This window comes from Aquimarina sp. MAR_2010_214 (genome assembly GCF_002846555.1).
Classification (GTDB): domain Bacteria; phylum Bacteroidota; class Bacteroidia; order Flavobacteriales; family Flavobacteriaceae; genus Aquimarina.
Map to the genome: position 1 here is coordinate 5,487,501 of NZ_PJMS01000001.1, position 25,540 is coordinate 5,513,040.

The 25,540-nt window shown below is 33.4% G+C and carries 16 protein-coding genes, 2 tRNA genes and 2 rRNA genes (1 of these 20 running past the window's edge); 4 read left to right on the forward strand and 16 right to left on the reverse strand.

What is annotated here, in order from left to right:
* From ATE84_RS23645 to ATE84_RS23705, 13 genes are all read right to left on the reverse strand, one after another.
* Nucleotides 1-495: ribosomal RNA gene (locus tag ATE84_RS23645) — 23S ribosomal RNA — on the reverse strand; it reaches 2,325 nt to the left of the window's first position.
* 230 nt (nucleotides 496-725) lie between these two features.
* A tRNA-Ala gene (locus tag ATE84_RS23650) sits at nucleotides 726-799 on the reverse strand.
* 193 nt (nucleotides 800-992) lie between these two features.
* A tRNA-Ile gene (locus tag ATE84_RS23655) sits at nucleotides 993-1,066 on the reverse strand.
* Nucleotides 1,067-1,243: 177 nt separating this feature from the next.
* Nucleotides 1,244-2,765: ribosomal RNA gene (locus tag ATE84_RS23660) — 16S ribosomal RNA — on the reverse strand.
* The 16S and 23S rRNA genes sit together here with 2 tRNA genes alongside, the layout of an rRNA operon.
* A gap of 742 nt (nucleotides 2,766-3,507) precedes the next feature.
* Nucleotides 3,508-3,996, reverse strand: coding sequence for a DUF2938 domain-containing protein (locus tag ATE84_RS23665; protein WP_101450263.1), 489 nt, complete (start codon nucleotides 3,994-3,996; stop codon nucleotides 3,508-3,510).
* A 132-nt stretch (nucleotides 3,997-4,128) separates the two neighbouring features.
* Entirely contained in the window at nucleotides 4,129-4,974 is an 846-nt protein-coding gene (locus ATE84_RS23670) for an AraC family transcriptional regulator (protein WP_101450264.1), read from the reverse strand.
* A gap of 138 nt (nucleotides 4,975-5,112) precedes the next feature.
* Nucleotides 5,113-6,192 carry a serine hydrolase gene (locus ATE84_RS23675; protein ID WP_101450265.1) on the reverse strand — a complete coding sequence of 360 codons (1,080 nt, stop codon included), beginning with the start codon at nucleotides 6,190-6,192 and terminating at the stop codon, nucleotides 5,113-5,115.
* A gap of 157 nt (nucleotides 6,193-6,349) precedes the next feature.
* A complete protein-coding gene (locus ATE84_RS26380) occupies nucleotides 6,350-7,003 on the reverse strand; it encodes an AraC family transcriptional regulator (protein ID WP_158237324.1) in 654 nt (217 codons plus the stop codon).
* Between the two features lie 614 nt (nucleotides 7,004-7,617).
* On the reverse strand, nucleotides 7,618-8,112 hold the full coding sequence (locus ATE84_RS23685; protein ID WP_101450267.1) for a hypothetical protein: 495 nt from the start codon (nucleotides 8,110-8,112) through the stop codon (nucleotides 7,618-7,620).
* A gap of 160 nt (nucleotides 8,113-8,272) precedes the next feature.
* On the reverse strand, nucleotides 8,273-9,916 hold the full coding sequence (locus tag ATE84_RS23690; RefSeq protein WP_101450268.1) for a serine hydrolase: 1,644 nt from the start codon (nucleotides 9,914-9,916) through the stop codon (nucleotides 8,273-8,275).
* A gap of 81 nt (nucleotides 9,917-9,997) precedes the next feature.
* On the reverse strand, nucleotides 9,998-11,137 hold the full coding sequence (locus ATE84_RS23695) for an AraC family transcriptional regulator (protein ID WP_101450269.1): 1,140 nt from the start codon (nucleotides 11,135-11,137) through the stop codon (nucleotides 9,998-10,000).
* A 179-nt stretch (nucleotides 11,138-11,316) separates the two neighbouring features.
* On the reverse strand, nucleotides 11,317-12,177 hold the full coding sequence (locus ATE84_RS23700; protein ID WP_101450270.1) for a polysaccharide deacetylase family protein: 861 nt from the start codon (nucleotides 12,175-12,177) through the stop codon (nucleotides 11,317-11,319).
* A gap of 121 nt (nucleotides 12,178-12,298) precedes the next feature.
* The gene (locus tag ATE84_RS23705) at nucleotides 12,299-14,287 is read right to left on the reverse strand and encodes a putative porin (protein ID WP_101450271.1); all 1,989 of its coding nucleotides are present in this window, start codon (nucleotides 14,285-14,287) and stop codon (nucleotides 12,299-12,301) included.
* A 135-nt stretch (nucleotides 14,288-14,422) separates the two neighbouring features.
* Between ATE84_RS23705 and ATE84_RS23710 the strand changes: the two genes are divergently transcribed.
* From ATE84_RS23710 to ATE84_RS23720, 3 genes are all read left to right on the forward strand, one after another.
* A complete protein-coding gene (locus tag ATE84_RS23710) occupies nucleotides 14,423-15,025 on the forward strand; it encodes a ribonuclease HII (protein ID WP_101450272.1) in 603 nt (200 codons plus the stop codon).
* Between the two features lie 151 nt (nucleotides 15,026-15,176).
* Nucleotides 15,177-17,645, forward strand: a complete 2,469-nt coding sequence (locus ATE84_RS23715) for a hypothetical protein (protein ID WP_101450273.1) — start codon at nucleotides 15,177-15,179, stop codon at nucleotides 17,643-17,645.
* Between the two features lie 287 nt (nucleotides 17,646-17,932).
* Entirely contained in the window at nucleotides 17,933-21,592 is a 3,660-nt protein-coding gene (locus tag ATE84_RS23720; RefSeq protein WP_101450274.1) for a reprolysin-like metallopeptidase, read from the forward strand.
* A gap of 64 nt (nucleotides 21,593-21,656) precedes the next feature.
* On the opposite strand, the gene ATE84_RS23725 is transcribed toward ATE84_RS23720, so the two are convergent.
* From ATE84_RS23725 to ATE84_RS23735, 3 genes are all read right to left on the reverse strand, one after another.
* Nucleotides 21,657-22,193 carry a hypothetical protein gene (locus ATE84_RS23725; protein WP_101450275.1) on the reverse strand — a complete coding sequence of 179 codons (537 nt, stop codon included), beginning with the start codon at nucleotides 22,191-22,193 and terminating at the stop codon, nucleotides 21,657-21,659.
* A gap of 99 nt (nucleotides 22,194-22,292) precedes the next feature.
* Nucleotides 22,293-23,009 (reverse strand): lipoyl(octanoyl) transferase LipB, encoded by a 717-nt coding sequence (lipB, locus tag ATE84_RS23730; protein ID WP_101450276.1) that lies wholly within the window; start codon nucleotides 23,007-23,009, stop codon nucleotides 22,293-22,295.
* A gap of 44 nt (nucleotides 23,010-23,053) precedes the next feature.
* A complete protein-coding gene (locus ATE84_RS23735) occupies nucleotides 23,054-23,821 on the reverse strand; it encodes a hypothetical protein (protein ID WP_101450277.1) in 768 nt (255 codons plus the stop codon).
* 326 nt (nucleotides 23,822-24,147) lie between these two features.
* Here ATE84_RS23735 and ATE84_RS23740 point away from each other — a divergent pair, with 326 nt between their 5' ends.
* Entirely contained in the window at nucleotides 24,148-25,467 is a 1,320-nt protein-coding gene (locus tag ATE84_RS23740; protein ID WP_143273697.1) for a hypothetical protein, read from the forward strand.
* The last annotated feature ends 73 nt before the right edge of the window (nucleotides 25,468-25,540 follow it).

The window sequence follows — 25,540 nt, forward strand, 5'->3', positions numbered from 1 at the left end:
TTCCCTCACGGTACTGGTTCACTATCGGTCTCTCAGGAGTATTTAGCCTTAACGGATGGTCCCGCCAGATTCATACAGGATTACACGTGTCCCGCACTACTCAGGATACTACTAAATTAATGCTCTTTACTTATACCAGGCTATCACTGTCTATGGCTCCTCTTTCCAAAGGATTCTAATTCATCACATCTCTTATATCGTAGTCCTACAACCCCACAACTGCCGTAACAATTATGGTTTGGGCTAATCCGCGTTCGCTCGCCACTACTAACGGAATCACTTTTGTTTTCTTCTCCTCCGGGTACTTAGATGTTTCAGTTCTCCGGGTTCGCCTCCATTGCTGGATACTATATCTTCAATATAGTGGGTTGCCCCATTCGGATATCTACGGATCAATAGGTATGTGCCCCTCCCCGTAGCTTTTCGCAGCTTATCACGTCCTTCTTCGCCTCTGAGAGCCTAGGCATTCCCCATACGCCCTTAATTAGCTTATGCGTCTTGCTTTAACTTGCTCTTTTAGTTTTTGTCGATACTAATAAAGTAACTAAATTAGTATCAACCTCTTTTATTATCATTAATTGTAAACAATTAATGCTCGTATTTTTAAATCAATATGTCAATGAACGTTTTTCTTATCATTAATATAAAATCAATGAGTATAAAGACTTTTTCATATCATGAATCCTGTGCTTTATAATCTATCAATCCTTATATCTAAAGAATCGTGGAGAATATCGGAGTCGAACCGATGACCTCCTGCGTGCAAGGCAGGCGCTCTAGCCAGCTGAGCTAATCCCCCATTATTTGAAATTCAGAATGTCGAATTTAGAATTACGAATAATGTGACTTAAACTCTATCTTCTAGAATTTCCTTTTTCAATATATTATGAACTTATCAAATGTAAAATGTAAAACCGAAAAATAATAAACTGAAAAGTAAACAAAAATTAACTTTTACATTTTAAATTTAAACTTTTACATTTTAAATTTCGTAGTCTCAGGCAGACTCGAACTGCCGACCTCTACATTATCAGTGTAGCGCTCTAACCAGCTGAGCTATGAGACTGTCTTTTAGTAGTGAGTAATCAGTAATCAGAATTAGATCAAAATCTAAAAATCTTACCTAATACCTAATACTCTGTACTCAATACTAAATAATTAATTAACAGCATAAAGACTAAAAACAACCAAGATACATTCCATCGTATCATTTCTGGTCTCCTATTAAATAGGAAATCTCTAGAAAGGAGGTGTTCCAGCCGCACCTTCCGGTACGGCTACCTTGTTACGACTTAGCCCCAGTTACCAGTTTTACCCTAGGCCGCTCCTTACGGTGACGGACTTCAGGTACTCCCAGCTTCCATGGCTTGACGGGCGGTGTGTACAAGGCCCGGGAACGTATTCACCGGATCATGGCTGATATCCGATTACTAGCGATTCCAGCTTCACGGAGTCGAGTTGCAGACTCCGATCCGAACTGTGATAGGCTTTATAGATTCGCTCCTGGTCACCCAGTGGCTGCTCTCTGTACCTACCATTGTAGCACGTGTGTGGCCCAGGACGTAAGGGCCGTGATGATTTGACGTCATCCCCACCTTCCTCGCGGTTTGCACCGGCAGTCTTGCTAGAGTTCCCGACATCACTCGCTGGCAACTAACAACAGGGGTTGCGCTCGTTATAGGACTTAACCTGACACCTCACGGCACGAGCTGACGACAACCATGCAGCACCTTGTAAATTGTCCGAAGAAAAGTCTATCTCTAAACCTGTCAATCTACATTTAAGCCCTGGTAAGGTTCCTCGCGTATCATCGAATTAAACCACATGCTCCACCGCTTGTGCGGGCCCCCGTCAATTCCTTTGAGTTTCATTCTTGCGAACGTACTCCCCAGGTGGGTTACTTATCACTTTCGCTTAGCCACTCAGACCGAAGTCCGAACAGCTAGTAACCATCGTTTACGGCGTGGACTACCAGGGTATCTAATCCTGTTCGCTACCCACGCTTTCGTCCCTTAGCGTCAATTAATTGTTAGTGATCTGCCTTCGCAATCGGTATTCTGTGTAATATCTATGCATTTCACCGCTACACTACACATTCTAACCACTTCACAATAATTCAAGACTTGCAGTATCAATGGCAATTTTCCGGTTGAGCCGAAAACTTTCACCACTGACTTACAAACCCGCCTACGGACCCTTTAAACCCAATGATTCCGGATAACGCTTGGATCCTCCGTATTACCGCGGCTGCTGGCACGGAGTTAGCCGATCCTTATTCGTAGAGTACCGTCAGCATCTCACACGTGAGATGGTTTCTTCCTCTATAAAAGTAGTTTACAACCCATAGGGCAGTCTTCCTACACGCGGCATGGCTGGATCAGAGTTGCCTCCATTGTCCAATATTCCTCACTGCTGCCTCCCGTAGGAGTCTGGTCCGTGTCTCAGTACCAGTGTGGGGGATCTCCCTCTCAGGACCCCTATCTATCGTAGCCTTGGTATGCCGTTACCATACCAACTAGCTAATAGAACGCATAGTCATCTTATAGCAATAAATCTTTAATCCTTAGTGAATGCTCACTTAAGATACTATAAGGTATTAATCCAAATTTCTCTGGGCTATCCCTTACTATAAGGTAGATTCTATACGCGTTACGCACCCGTGCGCCGGTCGTCAGCGAGTGCAAGCACTCCTGTTACCCCTCGACTTGCATGTGTTAAGCCTGCCGCTAGCGTTCATCCTGAGCCAGGATCAAACTCTTCATCGTTTGTCTTTAAATATTATTCAAAACAATACAACGGAATTATAATCGTATCTCAATAATGTCTCTAGTCTTTATTCTTTGTATAAACTATTAATAGTTTAATACGCGCTGTCAATCAATATGTCTATGAACTTTTTTAACTAATAAAGCAATCTTCATCGCTATTAATTATAGATCGTAAATAAGGAATCGAACCCTATAAATGTTTACAAAAAACACCCTAAACCAATACTACTATTTTTATGAACTATGCTTTGTTTCTCTAAGCGGGTGCAAATATACAACCCTTTTTATTTCTACAAAGTTTTTTTTGATTTATTTTAAAAAAAAATTCTAAGAAAAAATCAAACTAAATCTCAATGAACTCGCAAAAACATATCCCATTTTTGCAGGGCGCAAACATACAACCCTTTTTTATTCTGACAAGACTTTTTTGATAAAGTTTTTAAAACTTTCTCTTAACCTGAAAATCAAAAAAATAAATCTCAATGAACTCCCAAAACAATATTCCGTTTTGCGGGTGCAAATATAAAAACCTTTTTATTTCTAACAACACCTTTTCTTAACTATTTTAAAACTTTTCCTTAATATCTTGATATTACACCTTTTACATTATCAATAAAATTATAGATGGTACTACAACTCCAGATATAGGTATCTCAATCTAAACATAGAAATGTTTTTTCTCCCCAGAGAAGTATACTACTATAGTATTTAATTGTTCATTTTAAATACGAACAAAGGATTATATAGTCGATATTTTATTTAATAGAATTGCGCTTAAGTATAATCCAATTCCGAAAATGGTATGTGTAAGCAAGCTTTTTATCCTGCCTATAGTTGGATTTGGCATATCTGATAATGCCACTCCAAATCCAAATGCAGGCTGCATAATAAAAAAAGGAGCGACGATAGTAACAAGACCTATTACAATGGCTGGCTGAAGAGTTGGATTAGTTAACCAATCTTTTTCACAAACAAATACCAATAAAAACGCAAATGATATACCTATTATATAATGCGATAACCAACCTATTATCAGTTCATTTTTTAATGATGGTGAATTAAAAATTTTATTATGAAAGAATTTTCCTTTGGACATATAGCCTATCCAACGACCAAGAAGACTATAGTCTAGTGATTTTATTTTAAACATACTTAATATATATGACCAAACATCCATTGTAAATGTAGCACCAATACCAATAATTATTGTTTTCAATATCCAATTCATTTTAAATTTGCTTTTTGATTCATTTAGACAATTAAGGAGTAGATAATAAATAGGAGTACTATTTATGGGTTCAAAATTAGTGCTCACATGAGTTACTGGAGCAGGACAAAATTGTAGTTTACTAGGATTTATCTAAAAAAACTTATGTCTAAACACCTTGGGTGAGCATTTCATATGTTTTTTAAAAAACCTGATGAAGTAGGATGTATCATCATATCCTAAATCATAGGCGATACTACTTATTTGGTTAGAAGTAGTCAAAAGATATCTTTTGGCTTCCAAAATCATGTATTCATTAATTAATTCGGAACATGTTTTACCTACTGTAGATTTAGTAACTGCATTAAGCTGATACAAAGAAAGGTTCATCATTTCTGCATATTGAGCGGCACGTTTACAGGTAATACTATGTGTTTCTAAAAGTTCTAAAAATTCTTCAAGTCGTTCTTGTGAATATGGTGTACCACCACCTTTATGGTCTGTTCCAATATTTCGACTAAGTTCGGTAAGTAATATACTTAAGTTTGCATTAATTACTTCCCGGTATCCATCATCCTTATTTGTAAATTCCTGAAAGATAGCATCTAAAATGGATAGTGATTTTTTAAAATCATCGATATCAAGTTGATAAAAGTTTACACCACTTATTTTCCTTAACAATTCTGCCTTCACCTTATCATGAGCTACGTAAGAATTGGCATTAAAATTAAGTAAATACCCTGTACATTTTTCATTTAGTGTAAGTTGATGTACCTGACCAGGGCGAATAAAAAATATGGTGCGAGCGCAAACATTGTAAGGAACAAAATCTATTTCATGAAAACCAGTTCCCTGCTCTAGTGCAAGTAAGAAGAAAAAATCATGCCTATGAAGACTTTGGGTCATAGATTTTCCACTCAACATCTTCTTAACATTCTTAATTGCAAAAATAGATTCATTTGAGTTTGCATTACCTTTTCTTACAGGAATGTCTTGCATTATAAGTCTCAGGGATTTAAATTTAACTTGTTTTTTTATGAGCATTAAATCATACACGAAGGCTTTATACCATATAAAGAATACTTCTAATTTTTCATTGGCACTAAGATAATTAAACAGATAAAAATGTAGCTCTGTTTATTTGCTTAGTTTATTCCAAATTTTCTTAAATCTTTCTAAATTATCAGAGCTTAGATCTTCATTTGCCATCAGGATTTGTCCTACGTTTGTTTTGGGATTGAACATCATAAAAGCAGATGCTCCTAAATCTGAACCTGTATGACCTATTTTCCCAGATTTAAAGTAAGCCATAAAAAGCCCGGTATTAGGTTCTCTCGGGTTAATATTCTGAACCTCGTTATTTTCATTAAAATTCTTAGCATATAACTCACTCCACGATTTTTTAGTAAGTAATGTACTATTTCCATTATATCCTTTTATGAGTTCAATTAAGTAAAGAGATATATCTTGTATGTTAGTTTTTAAGCTTCCATCGGGATATGTCACACAAGAATAAGGTTGTATAACTTGATCTTTTTCATCATATAATATACTATGTTGTGCACTATTTATATTCTCATAAAACCAACCTGTATTATTCATCTTTAATGGTGTGAATATATTTTCTTTAGTAAATTCATTAAAAGGTTTCGCACTAATTTTTTCAATTATATAAGCCGCTAATGCTGCTCCAATATTCGAATATTCATATTGCACTCCTGCTTTTTTTTTCAAAAAACTTTTCTTTACGCTCTTCCTATTATGATTAAGATGCTCATATAAGTATGCTCTTAAAGATATTTTTGGAGAAAGTTCATAAGCATATGCTGATTCGTATATTTTCTCATTATCCATAATTCCAGAGGTATGCGTTGCCAGATGTCGTAATGTAATGATGTTTGAATCATCGATATGCGGATTAACAATTTTAAAGTCCAGATATTCATTAATATCTTTATCCAAATCAATTAGTCCTTTCTCTTTGGCGATCATTAAGGAAACTCCAATAACTGTTTTACTCACCGATCCTATTGGTTGAATTGTATTTTTTGAATAGTTCTTCTTTTTTTCTTTATCGGCTAATCCAAATGCTTCTATTTCTAAGACCTCATCCTCATTAACTACTGCAGTAGCATAACCTGTAAATTTTCCGTCTTGAGATGTACAACTCTGGACACTTAAAAAAGTAATTAAAATAAAAGTAAAATACGATTTCATAATTATTGTTTTTTTTGATTGATATATTCATTTTGAAATTACACACTACTCAAACATTACATATCACCCTATCGAATAATTATTCTGTTGAGATTTGACACAAATAAATATGAAAACTACGACCCAAACGCTCCAACGCTTCTGTTGGCACCTATTTTTATAATGTTTTTTGGAGTGAAGATTTGAATTGGGATGGAGATAAACCGGTTTCTTTTTTAAATATTCTATTAAAACTGGTTTTGGATTTAAAACCAGATTCGTATGCAATACCCAGAAGTGTAATATTACTATACTCTGATGATTTCATTTTTTTCTTGACAGAGGCTACGCGATATTTATTCACATAGTCATAAAATGTAGTCTTTAAATATTGATTTAAAAATGCTGAGAGCTTTTTATCAGAAATTGAAATTGTACTTGCCAATCTGCTTAAAGTAAGATCTTCGTCTAAATATTTTTCTCCAACAGACATTACATGCTCTAATGACAATTTCAGATTATTCAATTCTTCATCGCTTATACCAGACAAATATTCGTTTTTTTTACCTTCTTTATCTTTTTCCTCTGGTGTATTGATCAAAAAATCAGGGAGTAGGATTTTTGACTGTTTAACTCCATAATATCCTAAATATGCTATTAATATAATTACTGAAACTAATGTCAAATACGAAGTTTCAAAATTTAGCTCTTTGACGTTGACTTCATACAAAGTAAATATCACATCCAGGCATGAAATCACGAGCACACCAATTAGCATTCGTTTCACCCAACCAAAATCATTTTCAGAAATGTTTGAAAAATTGAGTTTCATTGCACTTTTGTAGGTGTTAAATAATTTTAATGAATATAAGGTGTAAAAAATAAAATACATCATCAATAAAACGCCAAACAAATCACCATGATCATTGATAGTTTTTAAATAGTTAAAAACAAACTCTTTCTTAATGATTGAGATCAAAAAAGGAATGGACACACATAGCAAATAGAGCAAAGTGGGAACAAAATGAATATAGTATTTCCTTATTAGTTTTGTCTTTCCCTCAAATAGGGACTTGATATAAACAAATATTAAGGGTCCGGTAAAAAATTCAATAATTTCATTAAACACAAAAGTGGTGAGAAATAGGGATTTTAATTTATGAATTTGTGCATATCCATGAATAATGTAAAATAGGGTTATCGAAAAAAACAAAAGAAGTAATCGTTGCGGTGATTCTTTGGTCTTAGATTTTATCAATAACAAAAGTATAATTGCATTGATAACAATTCCTGTGGTTAAAAAGAAGGTGATTCCTAAATTCATATACTACAAAATGCTGTAAATTATCTCTGATTACACACTGTTATCTACTTTCTGAAAATCGACAAAAAAGCTATGCGCGAAAATATATTATTTCACCATTAAATCCAGACAACAACCACTATTTAATAATTTGCAAAATGAGTGTGTATTATTTTCGCATTACCTTGTTTATCATTCCTAAGAATGAATGTAACGGGTCCTTTTGAAACACTATCTTTTACTGTATTTCTATCTCCAAAATACCATACGGCAGCCACCATTGCAGTTTCTCCATAAATTTTTGTCGTGATATCTTCTAACCAGAGTGATTTTTTAGGTTGTTTCCCTCCTTCTACAAAACCAAAACCCGAGTGATGTGGCTTGAGATGTTTGTATCCTATCATCAAGCCTTCCTTTTCTGATGAAAAATAGGTTAGATCTTCGGTTTGAATAAAAATATCATCTAGCAGGTTTAAATCATAAGTCTTCCACAATTCTAACCATTTATTAATCACATGTTCTGTCTCATTTTGAGATAACGTTGCTTTCTCATTTTGGGTATCTGTTTCACTTTTTTGCGTATTGCAAGCTAGTACTAATACAAGGAAAGCGATTATATTTATAAATTTGAAGTTCATAACGATACGATTAGAGTTGTACTAAGTCAAATATAAATATTTTGCTTTTATCGTTTTTTTGTAAATGTCAAATTTAAGATTTGCGACTTAGTAAATCAGTCAAAGTTTTTCAAACTATCTTAAACCGTCCTACGTTTTTATACATTTTTGGTTATTGGCCTTATTTTCTCTCTATTATTGCAGGTAATATATATTCCTTCATCATTTTGTCTGCATTAGCATGGGCATTTGGATTGTTATATGCAGAAGAAGTAATAACAACAACAAAAGGAATATTTTTAAAGATAAAAATCTTATTTCCGCCTCTACCACTACAAAAAGAAACTGGGTAATCTCTGCCATTAACAGTATATATTTTATTCCAGAAAAGGTAGCCGTAGTAGCCATCTTTTATACCAGCATAGGTTTGTGACACTTGTTTTGATACACTTTTCTCTACCCATTTTTCTGCTATAATTTGTTTGCCATTCCATTTTCCTTTGTTTTTATATAATTGCCCATACTTAGCAAAGTCGATGGCTCTTAACTGTATTCCGCCAGCAGTATTACCTACTTTTTGTGGTGTGTATTGCCATTTATAATTGGTAATATTAAGTGGTGCAAATAATTTTTTATCTGCATAAGAAATTAATCCTTCAGGAACAGATTTATGAATGACATCTCCTAAGATCACGACTCCGGCAGTAAAATATGTGAAGTCTTTTCCTATTGTTTTATCTTTCCGCATTGGTAAATCAAGTGAAAACTTAACCCAGTTATCTGCTGGATACATATTTTCTTCATTTCCTGGGCTATTATAATCACTATCATCACCTAGAAATCCCGAACTCATAGTTAGAAGAGATTTTAATGTTACAGAATCTTTCTTACTGCTATAATTTTTAAAGGATTTTAATTTGTAAAAATCTTTTAAAAATGCATTTTCACTATTGATATGGTTTTCTTTAATAGCAATCCCCAACATTGTAGATGCAAATGATTTTCCTACAGATCTTGGGTTGTGTAAACTATTTCTGTTTTCACCATTAAAATATTCTTCTATTAAAAGCTTATTTTCTTTTATAACGACAATTCCATTAATGTTTTCGAATCTTTTTTCAGCTATTTTTCTATTTAGCACTTCTATTTTGTGACGATCAAAATTATCTTTAGATAATTGCCAACCACTATCGGGCTGTATTTCCTGAACTGGTATTAGACTTTCATCTATAGGAATTTTGGCCACTTCGATCGTTATATTCCCTTTAGCTAAAATCTCACCTACTTTTAGCGCTTCTTCTTTTAAATAAGGTCTTACTTCAATAGTTAATGAATGGTTGCCTTCTGCAAAAACATCTTGCCCTCCACTTAACTTCATAAACTTTAGCCACATAAACCAACCCCAAAAATCAATCTGTTTGGGATACATTAATGGAACCATATATTCAAGTTTGGTTGTTTTAGAATCCACAGTTCCTGCACCTTTGTTTAAATTTTCTATATGAACTTTTTTACCATCTACTAAAAATGAAAATTGAAAATTCCCTTTATTTAATAATTGATCTTGTGATAAGCTTGGAGCTAATAATTTAAGACTTTCAATAAGAGGTTTATCTAATGTAAAATGAATGTTCAGAAACTCATCTTTATTAAGTGTAAAACTATTGACGTAGTTATTTGGTGTAGGTTTATTTTTTTTAAAGTCAACCTTTGAAAAAAATAGATTCTCAATTTCATTGGTTTGAGATTTTTTTGGTGTTGAACTTTTACTAGTATTGCAAGCTACGATGAAGCAAACAATAAATACTAAATAATTTGATTTCATATTTGATTGATAATTGAATTATTCAACAAACATAGGTCTACCAGGGCTTACAAAAGCTCCATATTATAGAATGGGACTCATTTAACGCTGTTGAGAGTCATTTTTTATTGACTTTTTATAATGCAAAGGAGTGATGCCCTTAATATTTTTAAAGACTCTGTTAAAAGTTGTTTTTGAATTAAAACCACACTCAAAAGACAAACCTAATAAGGTTATGTGATCATAACTACTACTATGTAATTTTTCGATAATAGCATTTACACGATATTCATTTACAAAATCCGAGAAATTTTTATCCAAACCATCGTTTATTACTTTAGACAAAATATTGGGGTGCATATTAAGATTTTCTGCCAAAGACTTTAATGTCAATTCTGAGTTAAGATAAAAACGATTAGCTACCATTTGTTCTTTTAACCAAGATGCTTTTTTGAAGATTTCTTCAGATGGTTTTTCTTTATCAATACTATTTTCTCTATTAGCCTCTAGTAAAATCACTTCTGGTCTTAAAAAAGCTTCTGCACTAATCCAAATAGTGATAATAGACAGTAATACATAAATTGGATAATAATCACTTATGCTTAACTGAAAATTAAATACGACATAATCAATAATAGTATAGGGTGTCCATAAAAACCAAAGTACAGCAAATACGATAATCAACCTATATAACCACCTTAAACTATATGCGTCATTATTGCTGTAATTTTTATGTAACCATGTATGATAAGCTTTAATTTCTTTTAGAGCATATAAACAATAGGTTACTATAGAAATAATTGCAAAAAACTGAACAACAGGCATTAATTGAAGGTACGTATTCGTTTCTATACCAATAGTATTATTAACAAGTGCATCACGACTAATCACAAAATGTATCGCGAGTTCTATCACTAATGGTAAAAAATGAATACTGTCTTTTTTAGAAAGGCGATAACTAAAGTTGGTTATTTTTTTTACATATAAATATAATAATGGCCCAAGAGCTAAAGAGTAGTTTAATGGTATTAAATAAAAATGTGGTATATAAGTAGTGATTTGAAAATCCAAACTCAATATCCAAATATTCCAAAAAACAATAATAAAAGTAACCAAGCCAAGTAGCACATTAGCTTTTTTATTTATCCGCTTAGTAAAAATAAGTAATAGTCCAAATGTGGTTCCTATAAATACAGATGCTATTATAATAAGGTTGAAAATATTTAAATTGAATTCGCACATTATTGTATTCTTCTTTTATAAAACTACCTATTTATAAGTGGGTACGATTTTTTGTAGCAATGCTATAAATCAAAACCCCGATTAACACTCCAATTAATGTAGCATTTATAATTGCAATCGTATTTCTAACCTAAAACTTTAGAAAAGGTTTTACATAGGAACCTTTGTTATGCACTTTTCTATTTCTGTTTTTTTATATCATTCCAAGTAATTAATTCAATATTACTCTCCCTGAGTTTTGACTTGTTTTGTTCGCTTGTAAAAAAATCAAAATCGATTTGTCTCCATTCAGAACCGAAATTAGGATGGTTAACCGTAATTCCTTTCATTTCATTATCATCAAATGCAGGATGAATTAAAATAATGTTTAAGCCAGATACTAAATTTTCAAAAACCTGAGAGTAATACTCACTCAACTTTCCAGATTCAAAATATTTATATATTCCGTAGTGAACTTTTTCAATTGTTAAATCTTGCTCAAGAATATTTTCCTCTGGAATTAGTCCAACCATTTCCATTAGCTGTTTGCTTATCATGATTGGAAGATTGTATTTTTTACCTAAATTTCTATAAACTTGAAAAAATGCTGAACTAGCTCCAACACTATACATATGTGAATCAATATGCGTTGGTTTCAATCCGAATTTTAGTGCTTTTTTTATTTGGGCGTCAAGCTCTTTCTCAACATCTTCTATTTTTGCATTGTTTCTAAGGTTATCTCTTTTTTTATAAAAATATCCATTATCGTCTACTAAACTTGGAACTTCTGAAATCGGTAAAACAGGTCCGAATTTGTAATTTTCCCATTCGCATGTTAGAGTTAAATGAATTCCGTTATCAAATTGCGGATTGTTTTTAGCAAATACCGCCATTTCATAAAACCATGGACAGGGAACCATAATACTATATGAGTTCACAATTCCTTTTTCTAAGCATTGAATTGTAGCCCTATTTTCGGAATGAGAAAGTCCTGCATCATCTGCGTGTATTATCAACAGTTTGGTATTTTCCGAGAATCCTAATTTTTGTGCTGAATTCATTCTCAATAAGGTTTTTTATAACTTAAGATTCAATTTTTATGGAATTGTGCATGACACTAAGTGCATGTTCTTGTTTATAACCATTTGTTTTATCATAATGCTATTCCGTAAAGATATTCTTTTACAAAAAGAAATTCCAAACCAAACCGAAACGCAATACAGCATCGCGTGTTGCATATCCCGGTGCCGAAAACTCGTTATTTTGCCTAAAAGCTTCTCCTATGTTTTCGTATTTGAAGTAGATTCTTGTTTGTCGTACTTTGGCATTAAAAAAGATATCAAACTGTGGGTAATTTCCTATCTCCTCAACATTTTGAACATAGAACTCTGATAAAACAGGGTCGTATGCATCTGTCTTATAACTCGTGAAATATTTAAAAGTTACTCCTGTTTGCAAGTACAAAGCTTTTTTAAACCAGTGGTCATGATAATATAAACTGTTTCTAGTCGTAATTTCTGGTACGTTATATATTTGATCTCCTCCCTCAACATCTTGGTACATTACCGTATTGTCGAGACCTAGTTTCCAATATTTAAGCCCTTGGGTAAGCTTTACCTTTAGTACATCAATACTCTCTGAAGTTTGTAAAGGAACAATAGCAGCAGTTGCATTTTTGGTGAAATAGGTATAATTATTAATCTTAGCATAGCTAGCTTCTATTGCTGCTATTTTTTTTGCTTTAAGATTCACTTGTATTTTTTGAGTTTCAATATTCTCAAAATTATTTTGCCAGTTATAATTTACATAATCACTTTGATAAAGTAGAAAATTATAATTTGGTGCTACCGAGCTAGAACTTACCTTGGCCTGAATACCATATTTCTTATTGAGTTCATATCCGGCACCTGCATTGAAATAATTTCCTGTGAAATCACCAGAAACAATGGTCATTCCATCTCCAAATAGTTGAAATCCTTTATACGTATTCTTATACTCTCCTCCAACAGAATATACATCTCCTTTAATACGATTTGTTATATTTATTTGAGTTCCAGAACTATTTACCTGGTTTACAATCGCATTATATCCATAGTTATAATTAGAACTCCCTCCTAGTACACGTAAATTACCTAACCATTTATTTGTAAAATCTATAAATACTTGGTTACTAAAGTCCTCTAAAGCTACATTATCCGAAATATTTGTAGCTACATAGGACGCTCCCAAGAGGTCATTGGGAGCAATTGCAGCTTGATCATATTTAAATCTCTTATCTGTAAGATCCATGATATGTCCAACCGATAATGCTGTAGAAGAACTATCTGTTTTTTTTAATATTGCGAATTGATGATTTAGGTAAAATCGCTTTCCTAGTAATATGCTTTCGGCATTTTCAAAATTAACGGATACTGATCCCCGGTCTGCAAATTCGTCACCCTCTCCAACAAATTCTCCTGTGCCTAAATATTGGTTTAGTCCTTCTTCTGATAATCCTCCATTCTCTTCATTAAGCAAATCTTGTGACACAAAATGTGTACGCACATTATATCGTTCATTTTTGGTTAAATAACTTGCTGTAGCCCTAAAATTACCTGTACTGGTTAAGGCATGTTGATATTTCCCTAATGATCGCACACCTTTATAAGCTATCGAAAGATTAAGTCTTGGTGAAGTATTTACAGTAAAGAAAGCATCTAATTGTTGTCCCTGTTCAAAAGTAGTTTTAAAATATAACTCGGTAAGTGGAGTGGGCACCTGATAGTATACTATATCTTTGACTTCCATAAAATTGAAATGCCTTGCTCTAGCTCCCATAAGCGGTAATATATGATCTCGCTCTTCTCGCTTGGCCAAACTATTATACGTTTGCCCCACATTATGAATTGGAAGTAGTTCAAAATCATCCCTACGCAGATAATTAAACTTATAATCCTTTTGTATCGTTAATGTTGTATCCAGATACGTCGTATCATTTTCTATTGTAATGATTTTATACTCTGTAACTGGTGGCTTCTTTTTTTTGGTTTTCGGTTGTCTCAATGATTTTCTAGGTTCTTGAGATCCATCTCTTCCTACATTAGAAGTACCATCTATTCTCTCCTGATCTCTTTGTGCCCAAATCATCGAAACCGATAAAAGTGCAACTATAAATATTATGTTTTTTCTCATTAGAATGCTAAACTGTGGCAAAAATATACTTTTTTAACGAAAGTAAATGATACTCATTGTTTGTTTAAATTAACTTTCTTATTCAATTTGTGAAAATAGTTTTTAGGTATTCTATTCATACTGTATCTTCGTGTTATGCTTACATTAAAATTAAATCCAGATATTCTCGAATGTGGTACCGATGAGGCAGGACGAGGATGCCTGGCAGGTCCGGTCACAGCAGCTGCGGTAATCTTACCCGATGATTTCAATAATTCGGTCCTTAATGATTCTAAACAACTTAGCGAAATCAAAAGAAACCAGCTGAAACCTATAATAGAAGACTCTTCTTTGGCCTATGGTGTTACACATGTTTTTATGGAAGAGATTGATGAGATCAATATTTTAAATGCTTCTATTTTAGCTATGCAAAGGTCAATTGAGCAATTACAACCTCAGCCAGAACATATCATCGTAGACGGAAACAGATTTAAGCCATATCATAATATACCCTATACTTGCGTTATTAAGGGAGATGGAAAATATTTAAATATTGCTGCAGCCTCGGTATTGGCAAAAACATATCGTGATGAGTTTATGGAAAAAATACATGAAGAGTTTCCTATGTATAACTGGAAAAAGAATAAAGGATACCCAACAGTAGAACATCGAGATGCCATTCGTAAATATGGTATTACCAAATATCACAGAAAAAGCTTTAGGTTATTACCAGAACAACTTACACTAGATTTTAAATAGTTATATCTTTGAGGCTGAATAAAGAGAAAATTCTAAAAAATATATTAAATTATATTTCGATCATTACATTAGACTTTATATTTTGCAAACCAGGAAATTGAACTTTTTTATTTTGACAACTAAATTCAGGAATACAAAACGCATCGGCATAATGAAAAAAATAGTTGCAATTCTTTTAATTTTTATTGCTATTTCTTGTGACGATACAACGAAAAAATCAAATTCTTTACTGGATCACATCCCAAGAGATACTCAGATTATTATAAAAATCAATGATCTTGAAGGTGCTGCCAGTAAATTAAGAGATAATAATTTTATCAAAAACAATAACCAGATCGCTTTTTTTGAATACTTCAAAAACTTATCTATTCTGGATCAAACTCATCAAACTGAAAGCATATTATGTTTCTCTCCACTGGGAAAAAATGATTATGAATATACGTATATTTCAAAATTTGACCCTTCTGTAATTAATGCTGATTCGCTTAATACAAAACAAATTGAAACTATAAATTATTCTGAGAATACTATTTATAAAGTTACATCAAAAGGAGAATCATTTTTTGCTACCCAACAGGATAGCCTGCTTATTGCCTCTTCTTCTCAATTATTGATCGAAAATGCAATACGAATGCAAGCCGCTCCAATTCCTGTTGACAAAGATTTACAAAAAGTATATGAAGTTTCCGGTACTGAAAATACACTGTCTGTATTAGTCAATGGAAAAAAACTACAAAACATTCACAATACATTGCTACCTAATACAGATCTGGAAAGCTTGACAAATTTTAGCGGTTGGATATCTGCCGATGCCACTATAGATCAAGATGCAATGTATCTGGATGGCATTGCTATAGAAAAAGATTCATTATCCAGTACTATTGGGATTTTTGATAATACTATTGCTCAAGAAAATAAGATTTCAAAAGTCACACCTGTTACCGCAAAAGGGTTTATCTCTTATACGTATGATGATTTTGATGTATTGAAAAAAAATCTATCTATAGCGCAGGATAGAGAATTAGAAGATATCCCTGGAGATCTTGACGATATATTATCAGGTGTTTCTGAAATAGGCATGATTTTTCTGGAAAAAGAAAATATTTTAGTTCTAAATTCTCTAAGCCCAGAAACTGCCCAAGAAAGTTTAGCTGGGGATAAAATAGACACCTATAGAAATACAGCGATATATAGTTATAAAGGCACCTCTACCTTTTCACAAATCCTTAGTCCTTTGGTTAACGATTTTGAAGCCAAGTTTTATTTTGTTCGAGATGATTTTATCATTTTCGGATCTTCTACCAAAGCTCTTAGAGATGTTATTGCCAATATTCTAAATCAGACATTACTCCATGATCAGGAGTATTACAAAGCAATTATAAAGGATTTATCTGATCAATCTTCGATATTAATAGCTGGTAACATCAAAAATTTAAAAGAATATATTTCTAAAAATGCCGAAGAAGAATATTCATCGCAATGGGAAACACTTAAAGATAAAGGATATCAAATAGGGATAGTACAGGTTATAAAAGAAAATGATTTTGCTCACATTCATAGTATATTACAAAAAAACAGAGCTAAAGGTGCAGCAACATCTGTAACACAAACAGCATCAACTACTTTGGAGAATAAGGTTCTAAACAAACCTATTCTTGTTAAAAACCACAGAACCAAAGGCATGGATGTAGCCGTACAGGATATCGAAAACAATGTATATCTAATTTCTGATAAAGGTGCTATTTTTTGGAAAAAACAAATCGATGGTGAAATACTCGGCGACATTCAACAAATCGATATTTACAAAAATGGCAGGTATCAACTATTGTTTAGTACTGCTAATACCATGTACCTAATTGATCGTGATGGAAAAGATGTAAAACCGTACCCTAAAACATTTGAAAAACCAATTACACAACCACTTGCCCTATTTGATTATGACAAAAGCAAACGTTATCGCATTGTTATTACCCAAGGTAATGAAATAAAAATGTTTGATGCCGAAGCAAAAGCGGTAACTGGATTTAGATTTAAAAACACAGAAACAGATCTTATTTTACCACCGAAACATATTAGAATTGGAACCAAAGATTATATTTTACTTTCTGAAAAAAATGGAAAGTTAACGATCCTAGATCGACTAGGTAAACCACGAGTTAATGTAAAAGAAAAAGTTGATTTTTCTAAAAACGAATGGTATCAGTACCTGAATAAATTTACATCTACCACCAAAAGTGGAAAATTAATTCAAGTACAAAACGATGGTAATGCTGTAGAACAAAACCTGAGTTTACATGAAGATAATAGAATGGTGGCTACCAATAAAACCTTGGTTACTTTTTCTGAAAATAAGCTTACCATAAAAGGCAAAACTCTTGAACTCGATTTTGGAGTGTATACAGAACCCAAACTCTATTTTATCAATAATAAAATTTATATTACTATTACTGATATACAAGCTAAAAAAGTGTATCTGTATGACAGTAATGCTGAATTATTTCCTAATTTCCCAGTATACGGTAATTCTGTACTTAGTTTAGGCAATATGGATAAAGATCCTAATCTCGAATTTGTAGTTCAGGGAGAAGAAAATGGAATACTCATCTACCAAATAAATTAATCCATTGTTAAAAAAATAACAATAGTAGAAAATCCAAGATTTTAGATTTTGGATTTTCTATTGACAGAATTCACTTTACATGTAACGCTATAACACAGAAGATTTTATTGATTTTCACCATACCATTTTGTAGCAATAAACCAATATATTTTCTTTAACATTAAATTAAGAATCTACACGGATTATTGTTATTTTATGTTAAATATCATTTCCCAGGTACTAAATTTCATTTTTAGGAGTTGTACAGCCAACGACACAAATTTACTAACACAAACCAAACTCAATTTATGAAAACAAGTATTTTTAACAAAATACTGGTGCTCGCGTTCTTTTTAGTGAGTATTAGTGTTAATGCACAACTATGGAGTCCCGTATCTCCTGCAAAAGCACAAGCCAAATCCAAAGAACTTAGAAAAACAACTCCAACTAAGTATCAACTATTTAACTTAAACACTACAGAGTTAAGATCTATCTTGCAACGTACGCCATCAAGAGTACAGCAAAAAAGTTCAGGTATTGTTATCGAACTTCCAACTGCAAAAGGAGTACTACAAAAATTTAGAATTCTTGAAGCTTCTGTTCTTGAAGAAGGGCTCGCAAAACGATTTCCCAGTATCCAATCTTTTGTTGGTTATGGAATTGATGATCCTACATCTATTGCCAGATTTAGTTTCTCAAAAATTGGTTTACATGCCATGATAACCTCTGGAAATCATTCAACTATTTATATTGACCCTTATACAAAAGATAAAGGAAGTTATATCTGTTATGCTAAAGCAGACTTACCTGCTGATCCTAATAATTTCGAGTGTCTTGTTGAAGAAAACGTTAAATCAAACTTTTCTAATCAACAATTCAATGCTTTAAAAAATGCTAATGACGGTAAGCTTAGAACTTTTAGATTAGCTATCGCATGTACTGGAGAATATTCACAATTTCATATAAATAATCAGGGAATTAGTTCTAGTGCTTCTGATCAGGTAAAAAAAGAAGCTGTACTTTCTGCTATAAACACTACCATGACTCGAGTAAATGGTATTTTTGAAAGAGATCTAGCTTTAACCATGGTATTGGTAAATAATAATACTGATATCATTTTTCTCGATGCTAATACTGATAATTTAAGTAATAGTAATGCAAACTCTTTAATTAACGAAAGTCAGACTGTTTGTGACAATGCTATTGGTTTTAACAATTATGACATCGGACATGCATTTAGCACCGGAGGAGGAGGGTTGGCACAACTTAGATCTCCTTGTACAAATTCTAAAGCACGAGGAATCACAGGAAGTGGCCGCCCTATCGGAGATGCATATGATGTAGATTATGTTGCTCATGAAATGGGACACCAATACGGTGGAAATCATACTCAAAACAATAGTTGCCAGAGGTCTAATGCATCTGTAGAGCCAGGAAGTGCTTCTACGATTATGGGGTATGCTGGTATTTGTTCTCCAAACGTACAAAACAATAGTGATGCTTATTTTCATGCGATCAGCATTCAGGAAATGTGGCAGAATATTTCGCAAGGAAACAGCACATGTGGTGCTCAAAGTAATACCGGTAATGCAGCCCCTACTGCCAATGCAGGACAGGATTATACGATTCCTGCCTCAACACCATTTGTATTAAAAGGTAATGGATCTGATGCTAATTCGGGGAACAACCTAACCTATTGCTGGGAGCAAATGGATGCACAACCTGCAACCATGCCACCTGCTGCTACGTCAACAAACGGTCCTGCTTTTAGATCTTTGACTCCAACTGCTTCGCCTGATAGATATATGCCAGCATTACCTACAGTTATTTCGGGACAAACGTCTTCTACCTGGGAGGTTGTTCCTTCTGTAAGCAGAACAATGAATTTTAGACTTACCGTAAGAGATAATGCATCTGGTGGCGCTAGTAGTGCCAGCGACGATTCAAAAATAACAGTTGCAGGTGCAGCTGGGCCTTTTGTCGTTAATGCACCCAATACTAATGTTAACTGGGCTTCGGGATCTACGCAAACCGTTACCTGGGATGTAGCAGGAACAACTGCTAATGGTATTAATGCTACAAACGTAGATATTTTATTATCTACCGATGGAGGAAATACGTATACAACAACAATTGCTTCTGCAGTACCTAATGATGGTTCTCATAGCATCACTGTTCCAAATGCTGTAGGAACACAGAACAGAATAATGGTTAGAGGGTCCGGAAACATTTTCTATGACATTTCTAATGCTAATTTTGAAATCTCTGGAGGAAGCGGTGGAGATACTCAAGCTCCAACAACTCCTAATGGTTTAGCAGCTTCTAATATCACACAAACTACTGTTGATCTTAACTGGAATGCTGCTACAGATAATGTGGGAGTTACAGGATATGATATTTATCAAGGGAATACTGTAATTACAACAGTAACCTCTACTTCACATCAAGTGACCGGGTTATCAGCAAATACATCATATAGTTTTAGAGTAAAAGCTAAGGATGCAGCAGGTAATGAATCTAATTTCAGTAACACTGCCAATGCAACTACGCTTTCACAACCAGATACTCAAGCACCAACAGCTCCTGCTAATTTAGCAGCTTCTAATATTACAAAAACTACTGTTGATCTTTCCTGGGATGCTTCTACCGATAATGTAGGAGTTAGCGGATATGATGTTTATAGAGGTACTACAGTGATCACAACCGTTACTACTACTTCTTATCAGGTTACCGGATTATCACCAGATACTGCTTATAACTTTAGCGTAAAAGCAAAAGATGCTTCGGGCAACGAATCTAGTGCCAGTAATACCGTAAATATTACGACCTTACCATCTACAGGAGGTTCTTCTTGTACTGGAGAGATTTCATCATTCCCATATGCTGAAGGATTTGAAAATACTCTTGGAGCATGGAAACAGGCAACTGGAGATGATTTTGACTGGGCAGTAAATACTAACGGAACTCCATCAAGAAATACAGGACCTTCTGGTGCTTCTGAAGGAACTCATTATATATATATGGAATCATCTTCACCTAATTACCCAACCAAAAGAGCGATTCTTAATTCTCCTTGCTTTGATTTAACAGCTCAAACAAAAGCTACTTTCTCATTTAAGTATCATATGTATGGAGCTTCAACTATGGGTAGTCTGGCTTTAGAAGCAAGTAATGATAATGGTGCTACATGGTCTACAGTTTGGTCTAAATCAGGAAATCAAGGAAATTCATGGCAACCTGCTAATGTAGATCTAAATACATACTTAGGTTCTACTGTACAATTACGATTTAATGGTGTTACGGGTACTACCTGGCAAGGTGATATGGCAATAGATGATGTAAGCCTTGGTGGAGGTGGAGGATCAGGCACTACCTGTACTGATGTCGTATTAACTCTTAATTTTGATAATTACCCACAAGAAACAAGCTGGCAAATTACTGATAGTAATAGTCAAGTTATTGCATCAGGAGGAACATATGACACTCAGCCTGATGGATCAACATTAACTATTACAGAGTGTTTGGATCCGGGGACTTATACTTTTACACTTAATGACGCCTATGGTGATGGTATTTGCTGTGCATATGGTGATGGATCCTACACCTTTACATCAGAAGGAACTACTATAGCCTCTGGAGGATCTTTCGGAGCTTCTGAAGCTACAACATTTACAATCAGTAACCCTTCTGCAAGATCCGCAATAACCATTGACGATACAACGACTACAAAACAATTAGAAGTATTCGCATTCCCTAATCCTATAGGAAGAGATCGTTTACTAAATGTAATTGTTTCTAAAGAAGACACTTCATATGAAATTGTAAGTGTCCTTGGCAAAATCGTAATGAAAGGTAAATTAGCACAAAAAACAATCAATACCAGTGCATTACCATCGGGATTATATATCCTGAAACTTAACCCTGGAGGTGAAGGTAAGTACAAATCTTTTCAATTTATACAAGAGTAAATAGTAGATAATAGTTAATTATAGTAAGCGGTGCATTGAGAAATGCACCACTTACTTTTTTGAATTAAAGGCTTATTTTTTCTTTGATATTAAAGGTTTTATGGGAAACTTCAGGTATTCTAAACGATATATCAATATTGATTTCGTCTTTTGATTTTTGAAGCTCCAGATTTCCATCTTTAACTTTATAATATCCTGCCTCTCCTCTACAAAAACAGTGTTTCCCAAAAAGTAAATGTACTTGCTCTAACTTTTCCCCTTTTAAACTTAGAGTCTCTGTAGTTTTATTGATTTCAAAATGTATCGTTTCAGAATAATCTCCATCTGCAGTACCTTCAGGTCCTTTGATTAAAAATTTAAATTCGATAACTATCCCATCTCCTTTTTCGATAACAGGGTAATATCTATCTGTGGTATCTTTTTTTAGTACCATCGAAGAATTCTTATAAAGTTTGATAGTACAGTTTCCGCCTTCCGGGCAGTACTCTTTATTATTTTGATGTTCAGAAACAACCGCTATTTCTTTTAAAGAATCAACTGTATTTTGAGTTTTACATGCGTATACCAGCATAAGGGCACTAAGAAAAGTATATACCTTCATTTCTACTTATAATTTTAATCATTTCTTTTGTAAAAAGATCAGATCGTTATTGTATATAAAAACCCAGGATTAACTTTTTTAGTATGAAAAACTGAAGATTTAAATTTCTGTTTTTTGTTTTACAAATTCTGCTTCAAAAAGTGTTTTAAAATGTTTTAGCAGCTTTTCTTTAACTTCATCTACATTTACATGGTCTACTCCTAATTCGACTTGTAATGATGTAACTGTTTTGTCTTTAATCCCACAAGGAATAATATGATCAAAATACCCCAGATTAGCATTAATATTTAATGCAAAACCATGCATCGTAACCCAGCGACTGGCACGAACTCCCATAGCACAGATTTTACGAGCAAATGGAGTGCCCACATCAATCCACACGCCGGTTTCTCCTTCACTTCTTGTGGCATTAATATCATATTCTGCCAAAGTGAGAATAACCATTTCTTCTAAAAAACGAAGATATTTATGAATATCGGTAAAGAAATTATCGAGGTCAAGAATTGGATATCCTACTATTTGCCCAGGACCATGATAGGTGATATCTCCTCCTCTGTTGATTTTATAAAATGTAGCTTCTTTTTCCTTTAATTGCTCTTCTGATAATAACAGATTGCTGATATCCCCACTTTTACCTAAAGTATATACATGTGGATGTTCTACAAAAAGAAAATAATTTGGTGTACTAAGCCCAGCAGCTTCTCTTCGGTTTTTGATTTTTATATCCAAAATCTCTTTAAAAAGAGCTTCTTGATACCCCCAGGTTTCTTTATAATCTTTACGGCCAATATCCTTAAGTTGAATTCTTTTATTCATAGTTCACAAAGATACATCATAAAAAAAAGTGAAGAGATAATTTTTTAATTTTCCAGTTCTACTTCGACATCCAATATCTTAGGGTTTTCCATAAGTTCGATAAACCCGACTTCGAGTACAAAACTCTTCATATCAAGACTAAATGTGGCTTTATCTGATGACATTTTTATTATTTTTCTCGGAAAAGTATACTTCAGCTTATATTTAGAACTTGCTAAAAACATTTTGGCTTTTTCTAAGCTATCCAAGCTTTTTTTAACCTTTTCCTCATCAATAATCTCTGTAATTCTACTAAACTTGTTATTTTTAAAACTATACTTCACTTTGGTTCCTCCTTCTTCCGACGTTAACGCTTCAAGAGGATCCATTGTACTTCCATTTCCCGGAGTTTTATTATTCTTGCCTTCAATAACCATGGCAGTTTTAAAATCACTAAATACATCACCTAACTCAGAAACATCTTTAAAGTCTTTGTACATATCCATATTCATTTTCTTGGCTTCAGAATTTGCTACGATATGCATTTCATAATCCTTTAACTTTTGTAGTCTTTCCTGCATCTCTTTTGGTAATTTGGAAATACTATCTTTATGTTCTTCTAAAAAATCTTTAAAAACTATTAGTGAATCAATATTCTCTTTTTTCGTTTCTGAAACTTGCCCTTCTCCCATTTTCATGAGTTCTGATCCATCAAATTTTATGGTAATTTTCCCTGTTCCATCCTCATTCAGATTTAAATTCTCAGAAAATTGACATCCAACCAAAAGTAAAGATGATATTATAGTTAACACACAAAGACTAAATCTTTTCATATATTTTATTATTTATTTAAACTAGAACAACTATATAACAGGTCTATTTTTTTTATTAAAAACTATAGATCGCATTTAGTCTTTTCACACACTCATGATCTGTGATGTAAAAGTAAATTAAATATTATAAAGTATTCAAAATAATGAGCTCTGAGTTAAGAATTAGTAATCTTTTGCTTAAAAACCGTATTTATTATTTTCACGTTTCTTTTTTTTGTATTTTACCTATAATTTGAAAACAATGGTAGAATTATTTTTGTTTTTCAGTATAAATATTGTAATTCTTTCTTCACACAAACAATTAAGAGGAGTTCTATAATTATCAAATGAGAAAACAATTACACATATATGCACTTCTATTTTCTATGTCTTTTATTGGGTTTGCGCAAAATGGCCCAGGAGGAGTAGGAACATCTGATGGAACCTCTTCTTTAAGGGTATGGCTAAAATCCGATGACATAGATGCTGATGGTGATAATACCGATAACCCTATTAATGGAACCGCAGTATCCACCTGGTCTGATAATAGTGGTAATACCAATAATTTTACCCAGGCGGGAGCAAATCGGCCAACTTATAATACAACAGGAACTTTTAATGCTGTTAACTTTAATTCTGGTTTGGCTGCTGCGCAATTTATGAACGGTACCATAACGGGATCTTTTACTAATGCAAGTGCTTATTTTGTAATAAACCCTGTTAATACAGGTAATTCTCATTCTTTATTTGATAACACAACTGCTTCTTTACGAGTAGAACAATGGTTTAATACGAGTAGAGTTGGTTTTACTCGTTATGGAGTTGCAGATTATGCTACTACAATAGCTTCTCCATTTGGTATAAACAGTATAATATCATACCATAAAGCAGGAGGATCGACGAATCTTAATGTAAGAGTAAATGCTGCAACACAAGTTTTAAATATAGGCTCTACTACAGCAGGTATTCCTTATGACAGAATTGGTAGAAATTCTAATGGTGCTGATGAAGCAAGTGGAGATTTTTTAGAAATCTTACTATATAACAACAGCCTTAATACTGCACAAACTATCATTGTAGACAACTACTTAAGTGCCAAATATGGAAGTATTCTAATCCCTATAAATGTGTATAATGAAGATGATATAGCAGCGGGGAATTATGACCATGATGTTGCGGGGATAGGAAGAGTTGATGCGGCTAATCTTCATAATGATTCTCAAGGAACCGGTATCATAAGGATATTAAACCCATCTGGATTGGGTAATAATGAATTCCTGATGTGGGGGCATGATAATGGAGACCTACTTTTAAACAATGTAACAGATATACCTACTAGCATACAGTCGAGGTTAGATCGAGTATGGAGAGTAAGTGAAGTCAGTACATTAGGAGCACCAGTCGATGTAGGAAGCGTTGATGTTAGGTTTGATCTAACAGGACTTAGCGGTATTGCCACATCGTATTTAATGCTTCTGGTAGATACCGATAATGATGGCTTGTTTAATGACGAAACTCCAATTTATGGAGCTACATCTCTTGGGGGTAATATTTATAGTTTTACAGGAATAACAGCATTATCTGATAATGTAAGATTTACTCTGGCAACAGCTATACGTAAAGTGATAACCAATAGAAATATTACATATCGAGTTAATAGAAACTAAAGAAATAATCTATGGTATAAAAGCAAATTAAATAGTACAACATATACTGTAGAATATAGTATAGTAGTAATTA